Raw genomic sequence first — 14,492 nt, 5'->3', positions numbered from 1 at the left:
CATTGAATATTTATTCATTATAATGTATCATTATACATGTTCAAGAGGAGGGAATGAAGATGTCATTACCATTAAAGCATATTGAAGAGCTGAGCCTTACTCATTGGCCAGCATTAAATACAGAATATATGGATGGCTGGAAGCTGCGCATGTCTAATGGCTATACAAAGCGTGCCAATTGCATCAGCACCATTCAAAGCTCCAGCAAGCAGCTACATGCTAATATTGCTGCCTGTGAGCAAAGATATAAGTTAATGAAGCAGCCTACTATTTTTAAGCTGACTCCATTTTCAGAGCCTGAATTAGATGAGACCTTGAATAGTCTGAACTATGCCTTATATGATCCGTCACTTATGCTGACTCTTTCGCTCGATCAGCTAAAGGATCAGCCTTCAATTCATGCAAGCCTAGAAGGTCAGCTTGAGTTCATAATTCAAGAGCATATTTCATTGCCTTGGCTCGAGCAATATTGCAAGCTAAGCGGAGTGAATGATGGGTATATCCCAACGATGATTGATATGATGGCTGCTATGCCAGGCAAGCTAATGCTAGCTAGCTGCTACGTTGACTGTGAGCCAGCCGCTCTTGCCATGGCTATTATCGATCAGGACTATGTAGGCATTTATGATGTTATTACGGCTGAAGCCTATCGTAATAAGGGCTTATGCAGCTATATGCTTTGGCAATTGCTGCAGCAATGCAAGCCGCACGCGTCCAAAAGCTATCTAGCCGTCGTTGCTGATAACGAGCCAGCGAAGCGTGTCTATGCGAAGCTGGGGTATCAGGAAGCATATACGTATTGGTATCGCGTAAAGGCATAACCTGTTCAATCGAGTAGGAGGGGGCGGCTAGCCCCCGTCCTCTCACACCACCGTGCATACCGTTCGGTACACGGCGGTTCATGTCATATTCCGCAAGTGATTATATCTGTCCGTTAAACTTCTCAGTCCAAGAGATGACCAATATTGGTTGTCTAGTGACCGATGAAGAATCGGACTACATGCAATTCTCCAGTATTTCTTCCTCGAATTTCCCCATTCGTGTGCCTTTTGTTTCGAAACGCCTAACGACAGCAGTTTTCTGACCTTTGTCTTCGGCTGCTTCCATTCTTTCCATATACACATTCGAAGCCTTCTTCTTATCCATTCGTCCAACGCTTGGAACACACTTTTCGTATCGGCTAATGCATAATAACCGCACCAGCCTGTAAGATATTGATTGAGTTCCTTTATTCGTAGTTCGATCGGGATCGGCTCACTCCGAGAGGTGATCGCTTTAATCTTTGCTTTCACTCGATCTAGTGATGGCTTTGCGATCTTTATTCGCGGATTTTTCTTCTCCCAGCTGAACGTGAACCCTAGAAACTTGCGCTTCCATGGACGGGCAACCGCACTTTTCTCTCGGTTAACCTTCAATTTCAGTTTTCCTTCGATGAATGCAGTAATGGAGCTCATCACTCGTTGTCCTGCCTTCCACGTTTTCACATAGATGTTGCAGTCGTCGGCATATCTCACGAAACGAAGGTTCCTCTTTTCCAGTTCCTTATCTAACTCGTCTAGGACGATGTTCGATAATAGCGGACTAAGTGGACCTCCTTGCGGAGCCCCTTCCGTTGTCGCTTGAACGAGACCTCCTTCCATTACTCCCGCTTGCAGATAGCCGCGAATAAGTTTCAGCACCATTTTGTCTGTCACTCGTTCCGCTAGTTTTGCCATTAAGCGGTCGTGATGGATTCGGTCGAAGAATTTCTCCATGTCAATGTCTACCACAATGCGGTATCCCTCTTCCATGTAGCTTCGTGCTTTCCTTACCGCATCATGCCCTCGCCGTTGTGGGCGAAATCCATAACTTTGCTCGGAAAACGTTGGGTCAAATACAGGCGTTAATACTTGGATGATTGCTTGTTGAATGAGGCGATCTGTCACCGTAGGTATGCCTAAGAGCCGAGTTCCACCGTTCGGTTTCGGGATTTCGACCCGACGGACTGGACTCGGTTCATACGCTCCTTTCTTTATGCTTTCACGAATGGTTTGCCAATGTTGTACGAGGTGTCTGCGTAAATCTTTTACCGACATGCCATCTACGCCGTGGCTTCCTTTATTCGCTTCGACCCTCGCTAGCGCCGATAGCATATTTTCTCGTGACAGTATTTCTTCGATCATCCTTAGATACAACTCCCTTGCGTGAATGATTCTTTCTCTTTGTGCCGCTGATGAGCTCTGCCCTTCCGAGTACCCTCGCGTATTCACCGCTACTTTCCTCAGATAAGTCCTTTCGGATTGTCTGCTTTCATCGCCCATCCTCGAACGCCAAGATTCTTCATTCCTATTCCATGTTCGGTCCTTCCGCTAGCTGTTGCAACAGCCTGCGTACTATGACCTCTGCTGACTTCTGTACGTTCAGCTCGCCCTCGTGGGCAAGGTTACGAAGTTCACTTCGCATTCCGCACAGATCTCCCCAGGTAAGAACGCTATCTTCCTCTCCATCTATCTGCTTCATTTACTCTCGTACGCCTTCGGCAGTATGGACTTCAGTTTGTGCAGCAACCTCATCCAACGTACGCTAGCCTTGTATGAAGTTCGTGTCCCTCAGACCGGAGATTTGCCGCTGGCTTCCTTCAGATTCCACCTCGCGATGGACACCCTTGCCTTAAGCTATGGCTACTACTGCCTTCACCATTCGGGACTTGAACCCTAGAGATAGCGCCCATGCTGGGCACACTACGAAAAAGAGTAGGCGTTGATGTAACCAACGACCTACTCTTTTCTATTGTCTTTGCTTAAGATAGCTCCAGGTTAACCCCATAATTTCTTTCGCTTGATTATAAAGCGTTGTGTTGCGGAAAGCATCCATAAACGGTGAAAGCAGTGCATTGATAATACTTTCCCTAAGCTGTTCCCGCTCCAACTCCTCGATTAAGCCCTCAGTGAGCTCAAGCTGAGACTTAGTAAGCTTGGTATTCGCTATTAAATCACGATACAGAATAACAATTTCCTCTCGATTAAGCTGCTCCTGCTTCATATTGTTTTTGTATAGCTCGATTTTTTCAGGATCGAGTACGGCAGCTCCTTCATTCACCAAATTGTTGATAATATAGCGCAAATGGAGGAATACTGATTGTGCAACCTGTTCAGCATTCGTATTTCGCTGATTCATCGTTTTGGCAGTGAACAATAAATGCTGATGCATAGCGTAATATAAAACTGCTGCCTCCGTTGCATATGGTTTCAGCTCATGTCCAAACACTTCAACGAATCGCCCTGCTAGCCACTCTATTTCTAGCAGACGATAATTCAGCACAACTTTTTTTAGCTCTACGTCACCTGAATGCATAATCTCCTCGAACATCCCACTAATGCCTTGCTGCTCATTCGTTCGAGATAAAATAGTTATTTGCTGAATAAGGACGTTGATGTCTTGATCATCTTTCCCTAGTTGGATTTCATGTCTATTAAGATCCGTTTCAGACCTTGCTTGCTGTAAAATCGCCGCAACACATTCATTTTTTGAGGAAAAATAATTATAAAAGGTGCCCTTAGATATGCCAGAGCGCTCGATAATATCCTGAATTGAGGTTTGCTGTATGCCTTTCTCTAGGAAAAGTGCTTTAGCATGATCAACAACCATCTTTTTACGCTTATTCACATCGTGCCCCCTTTTCCTACTTTTTCATTTAGTATACCCATGTCACAAAACATTTTACAATATTTTTTTGGACTGGTAGTATAAAAAAGTTGAAATTAATGAACCAATGATATAAAATCATCAAGTGACATAAATTTTAAAGCTAAAATAAATTTTTGATAGGAGCGTAAAATATAATGAGTGATACTTTACAACAGTTAAAGAAGCCACCCTATTTTATGTTAGGGATACTCTTTTTCGGGGCATTCGTTTCATTTCTTAATAACTCATTAATGAACGTTGCCTTACCGACCATTATGGCGGATTTGAATATCGAATCCTATGCCACGGGTCAATGGCTTTCTACAGGCTATATGCTTGTTAGCGGTATTCTAATTCCGGTATCGGCCTTTCTACTTACTAGATTTACGAATCGACAGCTGTTTATTACGTCGATGCTCCTATTCACTTTGGGAACAGCACTTGCAGCCTTTGCACCTAACTTTAGTTTTCTACTTGCAGGCCGCATGATTCAAGCAGCAGGTTCATCAGTAATGTCGCCACTGCTTATGAATACAATGCTCATTAGCTTCCCTCGTGAAAAGCGTGGAGCTGCTATGGGGGTATTCGGTCTCGTCATGATCGTTGCTCCAGCACTTGGACCAACATTATCTGGGTACATCGTCCAATATTATGACTGGCGTCTATTGTTCGAAATGATCTTGCCATTTGCTATCATCAGTCTAGTCCTTGCAATATTCAAATTCCAAAACATTATGCCAACACGTCAAGCAACACTCGATTATTTGTCTGTCGTCATGTCTACGCTTGGTTTTGGTGGTTTACTTTACGGCTTCAGCTCCGCAAGCACAGACGGTTGGGGAGATCCAGTAGTTATTACGACGATTGCCGTCGGTGCAATTATGGTCATTCTATTCACCGTACGACAATTTAAGATGGAGCAGCCGCTGCTGAACTTATCGGTATACAAGCATCCAATGTTCGCGCTCGCATCGTTAATCTCTGTCGTTAACTCAGCAGCGTTATTCTCTGGTATGATTCTTACTCCCGCATATGTACAAAGCGTGCGCGGAATATCAGCATTAGATTCTGGTCTTATGATGCTTCCAGGTGCGATCGTGATGGGGATTATGTCACCAATTACCGGTAAGCTTTTTGATAAATTTGGACCGAAGGTGCTCGGAATTCTCGGCCTTGCCATTACCTGTGTTACGACGTACTTTATGACGTACTTTGATCTTGACACGTCGATTTCATACATCATTACGATTTATTGTGTACGTATGCTTGGTATCTCGATGGTCATGATGCCGATTATGACAAACGGCTTAAACCAATTACCAACTCGACTAAACCCACATGGTACTGCAGTTAACAATACGTTAACTCAGGTAGCTGGTGCATTAGGTACAGCTATTTTCGTATCCATTATGAACTCTCGTGCTGAAAGCAGCATTACAGATCAGTTTAGCAAGATTGACCCTACAACCATTACAGATATTGAAAAAGCTCAAATTACTCAGCTAGGTATGCTGGAAGGTATTCAATACTCATTCCTAATCGCAACTTTAACAACCGCTGTTGCATTAATCCTCACATTCTTCATTAAGCGAGTCGATGTGAGTGAGTCCGCTGTAGCTCGTATGGAAGCAGAAGACGCTGCAGCTGCTAAGTAAAGCATAAGTAACACATAATATCAGTAGCTGCTGCATATGATATATTGGACACGGAAGTAACAAATGGGGTATCCAAGGTTAGTCTCTAACCATTGGATACCCCATTTGCTTTATATAGCTATGCTATCTAGTATTAATACACCTTAAAAGGCTAAAATAATCCCTTTATCATTGGCATACAATGAGCTTACTCCGCCTGTTGGCACAACGACGATATCCTTAAACTGGAACCGTTCAGCTATCGCTTGCTTTAATCGGTTAGCCAAATCCTCATTGTTGCAATGCGAGATTACAGCTTTCTCTCCCACCGTGCTTTTTCCGCTATCGCTAATGGTATCAACAAGCTTTTTAACAATTTTCGTTTGCCCTTTAACATTGGAATAGCTCACAATATTGCCATCACCATCTGAGCCAAGCAAAGGCTTAATATTTAACATATTGATAAGCTTTCCCTTAACCTTGCTTAAGCGACCATTTTTCATTAAATTATCGATATTATCGAGTACAAAATATGTTTTCATATGCTTAATAAAATCCTCTGTACGAGAGATAATATCAGACTTAGCTAAGCCAAGCTGAGCGAGCTCATAAATTTTCAATACGATGAGCAGTTGACCAGCCGATGCACTTTTTGAATCAAATACATAAACATCATTGGATGTTGATTCCATCATTTCTTTTCCAAGCATCGCACTTGAATATGAGCTGGAAAGTCTACTAGACAACGTTACTGCAAATGAATTCTCCGCTTGATCAAAGGCTTCCTGATACAACGCTGGAGCGGGAGCTGAGGAGCCGACCTTTCCAGTGCATGCTTTCATGTCTGCCATAAATTGCGTAAGATCCAATTGTTCATTATCCACAATTTCACGGTCGCCCAGCATTAGGTTTAATGGTATTTTAATTAAGTTAAGTTCCTTTATAAGTGCCTGTGTTGCATCACAGCAAGAATCAACAATCATTGAAAACTTAATTATGTCGCTCGCCTCATTTCTATATTCTGCCTTCTCTAGGTCTGTAGTTAGAAATATAATAGATTAATGTTATTATTCCGTAAACTATAACAGAGGTACATATACGATAGCAAATTTTTATTCAAGCGAATACAGATGACCAAATTTTTACAGCTGTTGCCGAAATAAGAACGACTAATATATAACGAAGCACCCTAGCATTAATCTTTGAACTGATTTTTGAGCCTATCGGTGCACCAATTAAACTTCCGATAATAACAAAAAGCGTAGGCATAAAGAGCAGATGTCCAGCAGATAGTTTGCCAATAACTCCACCTATTGCAGAAATAAAGACAATGGCTAAGGATGAAGCAATCGTTACTCTGATTGGTATCTTCATCACATTCAGCATTAACGGGATTAGGATAAATGCTCCTCCAGCTCCAACAATCCCTGATACAATTCCTACTGTAAATGCTGATGTTATGGCTACCACCTTATGAAATCGAACCTCTCCATTTACGTCCTCTTTTTTCCCTCTATTCGGAATGAGCATTAATAAGACCGCTACAACGGCTAAGATGCCATAAATGATATGGATCGTATAGCTGGATAGATATTGTGAGCTTATCCCGCCAATAAAGCTCCCCATTAATATACTGCTGCCCATATAAAGTACAAGTCCTTGATGAACGAGTGATTTCCCTGTTTTTTTCTGACTTTGGCGATAGGCGATGACTCCCGCAAGTGAACCAAAAAACACTTGAAACATGCTGATCGAGGATACTTCCTGTGCTGAAAACTCAGCAGCTCCAATCATGGGTGGAACATATAATAATAAGGGATAATTAATAATTGCTCCGCCTATTCCTAACAATCCCGATAGAAAGGAAGCAATTAAACCTAGCGCGAGCAAAACTACATATAATATGACATCCATTAGCTACCTCCTTAAAAGTAAAAACAAAAGATGTAAAAATAACTGTAGACGAATGCTGTAACTGCCTTTATAATAAAACCAAGTAAACACGTTGGAAAAAGGTGATTTGAATTGTGGGGCCTTCTAAAAGATATTTTTGCTAATAATTGTCCGCATTGTAATCAGCCATTGAAGGATGAGCGAACAGATTTAGGCTATATCAAATTTTGCCCTGACGGACATTATGAAGAAGAATCTAACTATCATCTTGGAGTCACCATTACCTATTCTGAACATCCGTAAGCGAGCACACCTTATGCTCGCTTTTTTCTTATGCACCACTACTATGTATTGTAGTATTTGTTATCTGCTTAGTCACCCCCCTATAATTGAAAAGACCGCCGACCAACGCATCTGATTCGTTGATTGGCAGCCTGAAGTATTCCTTGCATTATCCAATTGGCGTTGAATTCACTTTTTCCCAAGTTGCAATCTGATCGTCTTCCTCAAACTCGATGATGACATCTGTAACACCTGGCATATTCTGTATATGCTGTTCGATACTCTTTTTAATATTAATCGCTCTACTTACTGATATGGAAGGATCAATTTCTAACTTCATTTCAATATGATAATCCTCTCCTTCCTTCATAGCGAATAAAGTCTTAATATCTTTGATATCCTCATTCGTAAAAATAAACGCAGCGATCTTGGCCTCCAGCTCATCATCTGCTTCTCCTAGAACACCCTTGGCATTATCTAAAAATACTCTGCCCACTACATAAAACATCATGACACCAATAATGACCGATGCAATCCCCTCTGCCGCATGAAAACCTACGTAAAATGACAGCAGAATGCCAATGATCGCAATAACACCGCCTAATGTAGCGACCAAATCCTCCATAAATACAAGCTTGGTAGCCGGCTTTGCTTTGGAAAGGTTGGCGAAGCTTTTAGGAATAATAGACAATCCCTTGGCCTCAGCATTCGTTTCATGAATAACCTCCTTCATCGCTTTAAACATAACGAAGGCTTCTAATATTACTGCTGCGGTAAGTACAGAAATGCTAATCCATATTCCTTTCGACTCCGTTGGCTGTAAAATATGATGAATGCCTTCCTTGATCGCCTCATAGCTCATAATGCCTACGATAATGACCGCGAATAAAAGCACTAAGTTGACAACTCGTCCAAAGCCATTCGGGTAGCGATCATTGGGACGCTTCTTAGATAGAGCACTACCAACAAACACAAATAATTGATTGGCAGCATCACCCAACGAATGCATTGTCTCAGCAAACATAGCCACATTGCCTGTAAGCATGAATGCAGCTCCCTTAATAAGGGAAATGATCAAGTTTACGATTGCAGCAATCCCTGCTGATTTATTCCCTCTCCTTAACAAGCTCATCATATTTAAGCTATTCCTCCTACTATGTACTCGTATGATATTCACTCCATTTACTTACATCTAGTATTACGTAACACCACCATATTTATGAATATCAACCTTTATAAAAAGTAATTGGAGTTGCCTGAGCCCTTACTTGAATAATAAGATGCTTTCTATTGGAGCAAATAATACTTTAATTAATGTAATTAGCTGAAACTCATCCTTAAAGAAATACAGTAATTCACTGGCAATAAACATGAAACCATACAGCACTACATAAGGTTTGATCGGAACACTGCGCCGCTTCATATAATAGACCTCATAAGTAATGATCACAATATAGGCGATAGCGATAATTATCATAGACTTTCTTCCTCCATTTGTTGTCTCCTGTTTCTCATCACATCGATAACATAATATAGAAGCGGTATGAGCTGAGAGATATAGACGCATGTGCTAACCCCGCCATTATGCATACTAAAAAACTGCGTGTGAGATTGAGCTAAACATATCGTACTAACGATAATAAAAGCACAGATCGGATAAATGAGAGGTTTACTGTATTTCAGCTTTAGTATTCGTGACAGCATGTGACTAATAACGAACAAGATAAAGCTGAGCTTAATAAAGATACTAACGAGCCAAAGCGCAATAATGATCGGATCAAGCGTTTCTAGATACGACCCACTTTTTATTAAACGAATAATGTCCAGCTCCGGATAGTTTAAGTTTTGGGCTAGATCAGGACCAAGCACGATGAGAATCGGTATGAGATGACAGATTACCATCAATGCAGCTAGCGTCGTAAAACGAATGGTTGTTTTTCGTGTATATGTCGCCTGACTAATATAGGGATATATATATAAGATGAGCGATGCTTCACCAAATATCGAACCAAGGTGGTAAGCCGTCGGCCAGGCTTCTTTAACTGAAGCTATCGTAGCAAAGCCTCGTGCCAAAAACCATTCCATATTCGAATGGACGAGGTACGGAATAATAATAAAGGTAATCATACTTAGATAGAACATTCCTTCTGCTGCTCTGAACATCGATTTAATACCGTAGCGTGCCATATAGGATATACATAGCCCGCATAATCCAAGAATAATCCATGAGGGAGTCCCAGTTAAATAAAACTGTAAAAGTAAGTCTTGTATTTCCCATAAATTAATCGCTACGAGTAGAAGATTAGTCATAATAATAAAAGCCATCAGTGGGTAATGCAGCCAGCGGGTCACAATGTCAGCACCATAATGAACAAAGAAAGCATCAGGTCTGCGCTTGGCAAATGCAATAGAAAGGAAAGTAATCACTATACCTATACAGGCCCCGATGAGCACACCAAGTGGAGCACTAAACCCGCTTTGCTGTAGTACGATCCCGATCATAAACATAATAATGGTCGTTATAATATGAATCGTAAAATATTTGTATATCTGTTTTTGTGTTACAACCTTGGTCGTCATGATTGTTAATCTCCCTCATTATGTTCAATAAATTGAGACTTAAACGATCTAACGGTGGAGCCTTTGCGTCGAATACGGATATCGGAATCGATGTCGATCGCGAGCTGATCGCGATAGTATTCGCGCCAAAGATCTTTAATTTTTCTCCACTCCTGTGGATATTTCACCATCATATACCGATCAAAGTGGAAAACATCAGCACCGGTTTGCTGTATGATGTGCATCGTGTCAGCATGTAATTGATCAGAAAACTGATCGATACTATCTTCAAGCTTTTTGACTTCCTCATAAATTGCGAAGTTCATTGTCGAATTGTTGCTGATCGCTTCAACCTCAGAGGTTGGCTTAATTACGATATGATATTTATTTTCCTTCTTCACAATTTTCGTTTTCACATCAACAGATGTGCTGTAAAGCCCTATCCATCCATTTTCCGTTGGTGACTCAATACTAAAAAAGTAGTTTCCTAGTTGATCCGTATACTTTGGGCAGCTGAAGTTTGATCCGGGGTTAAAATGGGTTCAACCATCTTACCTTTCTTAATAATGGCGGCTCCGCCCGTCCCAACAGTAGAAGACTTACCAACCATTGCACCTTCCGAAGCATCGGAAAATTTTATAATCGGCAGCAGACCGTCACCGCCAGAAGCCTTTGACAGCATTAAGTCTTTAATCGTCGTTTGCAGCACGGTACGATGCTCAACATATTTGTTTAATAAGGAAATAAAAAAACGTTCAGACGTAACAGTCGCTTTTGCTACTTCATCCTTTGCATAGCCATCAACTAAAAACATGTTCGTATTCATTCTAATGTTAGGATTTCTTGCTGCGAGCTCCAGAACAGGTGTTATTCCCTCTTCAGCAAATCTTCTTCCAACAACAATATTGCGATTCTGCCCGATATTAGCCCGTCTGGACAAATCACCTTGCACCTTCTGAATAGCTTCCTCCAAAGTTGGGGCCGTCCGGCTGAAATAGCCAAACACTTCTCCACCAGAGGCCGATCCACTCGTTTCCCCGCTTGCTAAATTCGTCGTAAGAGGAACACCGAAGGTCACTTCAATTCCGTCATCATTGCTGTCTATAATTAATACGCCAATGAAGGCTTGATCATTGAGCTCTTCCGATGACCAGCAACCCGTAAGCATCATGAGAAGAAGTAAGGAGATTGTGAGCTTTCTCATTCCAATTCCTCCTGTTCGAGTTTCCAGCCTCTAGCTTGTTTCTTTTGGCGATTTCTATTATTTGGCGCGGCAAAGGACGGCCGTTCATTCATTCGCCACCAAGGTGCACGCATCCAAACATCCTTTGCTGAATCTCGGTTAGAAGGAGCCATAGGTGTTAGATACGGCACACCGAAGGATTCTAGATTTAGGGCATGTGCATAGATGAGGAACATTCCGCATGCTATGCCAAAAATTCCAAATGTTCCGGCCAGCAGCATGAGCGGAAACCTCATTAAACGAAAGGATAGGCCTAGATCAAAGCTAGGTATAATAAACGATGCAATGCCAGTAACAGAAACAATAATAACCATGGCTGCAGATACAATCCCTGCTTGCACAGCGGCTGTTCCGATAATAAGCGCCCCAATAATAGAAACCGTTTGTCCTATCGATTTTGGAATGCGTACCGAAGCCTCGCGCAGCGCTTCAAATGAAATCTCCATTATAAATGCCTCGAGTAAAGCGGGAAAAGGCACAACCTCACGTGCAGAAGCAACGGTTACTAATAGCCTGAACGGTATCATTTCAGCGTGAAAGGTCGATATCGCAATATAAAACGATGGCAGTAAAAACGAGATAAACAAAAATAAATATCGGATATATCGTATGGCTGTAGCCGCAACAAAGTTTTGATAATAGTCCTCGGAGGATTGCATCTTTGAAAATATCGTTGTAGGTGCCAATAGTGCGATTGGAGTATTATCAACCAGGATTGCGACTCTTCCCTCTAGAATTGACGAGCTAACGACATCCGGTCGCTCTGTATATTGAATTTGCGTAAATGGCGAGGAGGGTCGATCTGTGATCGTTTCCTCAATCTGACTTGAGCTTAATACACCATCAATATCTAGATAGCTGATCCTCCTTCTTACCTCATGAATTAATGAATCCTTACAAATTCCTTCCATATAAGCGAGTACAACTGGCGTTGACGTATGTCTGCCAAATGTGTACTCCTCTGTTTTAAGCAAGGGACTTTTAATTCTGCGCCTTAGTAAGCTGATATTGACACCGATGTCCTCAATAAAAGCTTCTCGCGGTCCTCTTAGTACCGTTTCATTAGGTGCCTCTACAATTGATCTAGTTTCATAATTCGCATAGGGGAGAACGAGCATTCGCGGCTCACCCTGGAAAAGTAAGATTCCATAGCCTTGAAGGATGGCTTGAAGCGCATCAGCTGCACGATCAACCCAATGCAGCTCTGTTACAGGCAGCTGATTACGAGAAAACAAATACTGTGTTAGCTCATCCTTCATATAAAAGACTTTGCCAAGCAAGGGCTCTAGCAAGTTCCGTTCTGCTTGCTTAATATCAAACATTCCGCTCATATAGATAAGGACACAAGAATGCCCATAATCTACTGTAAATTCATGAAAAACGACTTCAGCGACTCGCTCCAGACGAAGCTTAAACCACTCTAGACGAGGAGCTAGTTCTGGGCTAGAAGCAATAGACTCCTGCTGCTCCATTGCATCTTGCTTCATTTGTTGATCTTGCTGCTCTCGTTGAGTTAGCTGCTCTAGCTGACTCTGTTGTTGCATTTGTTCATTCTGCTGCTCTAGCTGAACTAGCTTCTCTCTCTTCTCTTTCTCCTCTTGCTTCACTTTGTTCACCGCCGTTTCCAAGATGATAAAGATAGTTTGAACGAATTACAAAAATTTATGACTAAAATATAATTATTCATAATAAAAAATGCCCTCGTAAGTGAGGGCGAGAGTATAAAATATTATGTGTAAATGAATAAATGCAAAAGGAAGACCTTTTCTTGTAGAATTGAGTTACCACACAAAATTCACAGAGAGAGGTCTTCCCTATGAATCATTTTACAACAGATTTAGTCCAAGCTCTAGTTACAAAACAAGATGTGACTGAAATTTTTCGTATTCACCTCGAAAGAGCGATGAATCACTTGTTAACAACCGAGTTAACCGCCTTCCTAGATTACGAAAAGTATGATCGTGCAGGCTTCAATACAGGCAATTCTCGTAACGGCAGCTATACACGTACGCTCCATACGGAATACGGCGATCTGCACCTTCAAATCCCTCGTGATCGTAATGGAGAGTTCAAGCAGCAGACCGTAGCGCCCTACAAGCGATCCAACGACACGTTAGAATCGTTTGTCATTCATATGTTCCAAAAGGGCGTAACCATGACTGAAATCGCTGATCTGATCGAGAAAATGTATGGGCATCATTACACACCACAAACCATATCTAACATGACGCAAGTGATGGTAGAGCATGTTGATGCGTTCCTAAAGCGCCCATTAGCCCAGCGCTATGTCTGTGTCTATTTGGATGCAACCTACATTGCTGTAAAGCGTGAGACTGTTTCGAAAGAAGCCGTTTACCTAGCTGTAGGCATTCGTGAAGACGGTTCTAAGGAGGTGCTTAGCTATGCCATCGCTCCAACTGAGTCTGCCTACGTATGGAAAGAGCTTCTGCAAGACCTTCGAGAAAGAGGCACAGAAGAAGTGCTACTCTTTATTTCTGATGGGTTAAAAGGTATGGTTGATGCCATTTTCGAGGTCTTTCCAAGTGCCAAATACCAAACCTGCTGTGTTCATCTTGCTCGCAATCTTGCTCATAAAGTGCGTGTGTCTGATCGTGCTGAGATCTGTGATGATTTCAAAACAATATACCGCGCAAAGGATGAGCAAGCTGGTCGTGAAGCGCTAGAACGTTTCTGTGATAAGTGGAAAACTGCTTATCCTAAAGCAACGAAAGCTTTAGTGGAGAATCCGTATATCTTCACGTTTTACAGCTTTCCACAGTCGATTTGGAGAAGCATTTACTCTACGAATCTTATTGAATCTTTTAACAAGCAGATCAAGAAATACACGAAACGGAAAGAACAATTTCCTCACGAAGAAGCACTAGAGAAATTTTTAGTTTCACAGTTCGAAGGCTATAACCAACGCTTTGCTACAAGATGTCATATTGGCTTTGACCAAGCTCGTGCAGAACTACAAGCCATGTTCAAAAGCAACACGTAATTCAACTGCTACAAGTAAAGGTTATTTTTATTTACACAAAATTCTTGACGCTACCGTGAGGGCACCACATAAATTAATTGCAAATAACGTATAGTTTAATTTTTTTATTTATTATTTTTATTAGCTATTACTCAAATTTAATTAAGTATTTTTTTACGACTCTATATCGTTTAGTTCTGCTTTTGTTTTCTATGCTTGCTAAACTTATATAGCT

Annotated in this window: 13 protein-coding genes and 1 pseudogene; 3 read left to right on the top strand and 11 right to left on the bottom strand. The window is 41.6% G+C overall.

Annotated features, from left to right (window positions below; genetic code table 11):
• Positions 1-59 precede the first annotated feature (59 nt).
• The gene (locus tag NSQ99_RS21505) at positions 60-821 is read left to right on the top strand and encodes a GNAT family N-acetyltransferase (protein WP_340839045.1); all 762 of its coding nucleotides are present in this window, start codon (positions 60-62) and stop codon (positions 819-821) included.
• Positions 822-899: 78 nt separating this feature from the next.
• Here the strand turns inward: NSQ99_RS21505 and ltrA are convergent, their stop codons facing one another.
• From ltrA to NSQ99_RS21490, 3 genes are all read right to left on the bottom strand, one after another.
• Complete coding sequence (ltrA, locus tag NSQ99_RS21500; RefSeq protein ID WP_340839044.1) at positions 900-2,162, bottom strand: group II intron reverse transcriptase/maturase; 1,263 nt, start codon at positions 2,160-2,162, stop codon at positions 900-902.
• A gap of 163 nt (positions 2,163-2,325) precedes the next feature.
• Positions 2,326-2,499 (bottom strand): hypothetical protein, encoded by a 174-nt coding sequence (locus NSQ99_RS21495; RefSeq protein WP_251671621.1) that lies wholly within the window; start codon positions 2,497-2,499, stop codon positions 2,326-2,328.
• A gap of 267 nt (positions 2,500-2,766) precedes the next feature.
• The gene (locus NSQ99_RS21490; RefSeq protein WP_340839043.1) at positions 2,767-3,645 is read right to left on the bottom strand and encodes a TetR/AcrR family transcriptional regulator; all 879 of its coding nucleotides are present in this window, start codon (positions 3,643-3,645) and stop codon (positions 2,767-2,769) included.
• Between the two features lie 176 nt (positions 3,646-3,821).
• Here NSQ99_RS21490 and NSQ99_RS21485 point away from each other — a divergent pair, with 176 nt between their 5' ends.
• Complete coding sequence (locus NSQ99_RS21485; protein ID WP_340839042.1) at positions 3,822-5,321, top strand: MDR family MFS transporter; 1,500 nt, start codon at positions 3,822-3,824, stop codon at positions 5,319-5,321.
• Positions 5,322-5,464: 143 nt separating this feature from the next.
• Here the strand turns inward: NSQ99_RS21485 and NSQ99_RS21480 are convergent, their stop codons facing one another.
• The 8 genes and pseudogenes from NSQ99_RS21480 to NSQ99_RS21445 all read right to left on the bottom strand — a co-directional run bounded on the left by NSQ99_RS21480 (position 5,465) and on the right by NSQ99_RS21445 (position 12,884).
• The gene (locus NSQ99_RS21480) at positions 5,465-6,283 is read right to left on the bottom strand and encodes a DegV family protein (RefSeq protein ID WP_340839041.1); all 819 of its coding nucleotides are present in this window, start codon (positions 6,281-6,283) and stop codon (positions 5,465-5,467) included.
• A gap of 133 nt (positions 6,284-6,416) precedes the next feature.
• A complete protein-coding gene (locus tag NSQ99_RS21475) occupies positions 6,417-7,214 on the bottom strand; it encodes a sulfite exporter TauE/SafE family protein (protein ID WP_340839040.1) in 798 nt (265 codons plus the stop codon).
• 430 nt (positions 7,215-7,644) lie between these two features.
• A complete protein-coding gene (locus tag NSQ99_RS21470; RefSeq protein WP_340839039.1) occupies positions 7,645-8,610 on the bottom strand; it encodes a cation diffusion facilitator family transporter in 966 nt (321 codons plus the stop codon).
• Between the two features lie 129 nt (positions 8,611-8,739).
• Positions 8,740-8,952, bottom strand: coding sequence for a hypothetical protein (locus NSQ99_RS21465; protein WP_340839038.1), 213 nt, complete (start codon positions 8,950-8,952; stop codon positions 8,740-8,742).
• Entirely contained in the window at positions 8,949-10,055 is a 1,107-nt protein-coding gene (locus NSQ99_RS21460; protein WP_340839037.1) for a GerAB/ArcD/ProY family transporter, read from the bottom strand. The genes NSQ99_RS21465 and NSQ99_RS21460 overlap by 4 nt, the downstream gene beginning before the upstream one ends.
• A gap of 5 nt (positions 10,056-10,060) precedes the next feature.
• Positions 10,061-10,510, bottom strand: a pseudogene (locus NSQ99_RS21455) (Ger(x)C family spore germination C-terminal domain-containing protein); the annotation flags it as partial.
• A gap of 11 nt (positions 10,511-10,521) precedes the next feature.
• Positions 10,522-11,238, bottom strand: coding sequence for a Ger(x)C family spore germination protein (locus NSQ99_RS21450; protein WP_340839036.1), 717 nt, complete (start codon positions 11,236-11,238; stop codon positions 10,522-10,524).
• On the bottom strand, positions 11,235-12,884 hold the full coding sequence (locus tag NSQ99_RS21445; protein WP_340839035.1) for a spore germination protein: 1,650 nt from the start codon (positions 12,882-12,884) through the stop codon (positions 11,235-11,237). Before NSQ99_RS21445 ends, NSQ99_RS21450 begins: the two co-directional genes overlap by 4 nt.
• Before the next feature lie 209 nt (positions 12,885-13,093).
• Between NSQ99_RS21445 and NSQ99_RS21440 the strand changes: the two genes are divergently transcribed.
• The gene (locus tag NSQ99_RS21440; RefSeq protein ID WP_210178541.1) at positions 13,094-14,278 is read left to right on the top strand and encodes an IS256 family transposase; all 1,185 of its coding nucleotides are present in this window, start codon (positions 13,094-13,096) and stop codon (positions 14,276-14,278) included.
• The last annotated feature ends 214 nt before the right edge of the window (positions 14,279-14,492 follow it).

Origin of the sequence: Paenibacillus sp. FSL W7-1287 (assembly GCF_038004245.1) — a bacterium.
GTDB lineage: Bacteria > Bacillota > Bacilli > Paenibacillales > Paenibacillaceae > Pristimantibacillus > Pristimantibacillus camelliae.
This window is presented reverse-complemented; position numbering and strand designations above follow the sequence as displayed.

Excerpts from the sequence above, each read along its gene's own strand:
- NSQ99_RS21440 (WP_210178541.1), top strand. The coding sequence starts at position 13,094 with ATGAATCATTTTACAACAGATTTAGTCCAAGCTCTAGTTACAAAACAA.
- NSQ99_RS21485 (WP_340839042.1), top strand. The coding sequence starts at position 3,822 with ATGAGTGATACTTTACAACAGTTAAAGAAGCCACCCTATTTTATGTTA.
- NSQ99_RS21475 (WP_340839040.1), bottom strand. The coding sequence starts at position 7,214 with ATGGATGTCATATTATATGTAGTTTTGCTCGCGCTAGGTTTAATTGCT.
- NSQ99_RS21505 (WP_340839045.1), top strand. The coding sequence starts at position 60 with ATGTCATTACCATTAAAGCATATTGAAGAGCTGAGCCTTACTCATTGG.
- NSQ99_RS21465 (WP_340839038.1), bottom strand. The coding sequence starts at position 8,952 with ATGATAATTATCGCTATCGCCTATATTGTGATCATTACTTATGAGGTC.
- NSQ99_RS21495 (WP_251671621.1), bottom strand. The coding sequence starts at position 2,499 with ATGAAGCAGATAGATGGAGAGGAAGATAGCGTTCTTACCTGGGGAGAT.
- NSQ99_RS21460 (WP_340839037.1), bottom strand. The coding sequence starts at position 10,055 with ATGACGACCAAGGTTGTAACACAAAAACAGATATACAAATATTTTACG.
- NSQ99_RS21450 (WP_340839036.1), bottom strand. The coding sequence starts at position 11,238 with ATGAGAAAGCTCACAATCTCCTTACTTCTTCTCATGATGCTTACGGGT.
- NSQ99_RS21480 (WP_340839041.1), bottom strand. The coding sequence starts at position 6,283 with ATGATTGTTGATTCTTGCTGTGATGCAACACAGGCACTTATAAAGGAA.
- ltrA (WP_340839044.1), bottom strand. The coding sequence starts at position 2,162 with ATGATCGAAGAAATACTGTCACGAGAAAATATGCTATCGGCGCTAGCG.
- NSQ99_RS21470 (WP_340839039.1), bottom strand. The coding sequence starts at position 8,610 with ATGATGAGCTTGTTAAGGAGAGGGAATAAATCAGCAGGGATTGCTGCA.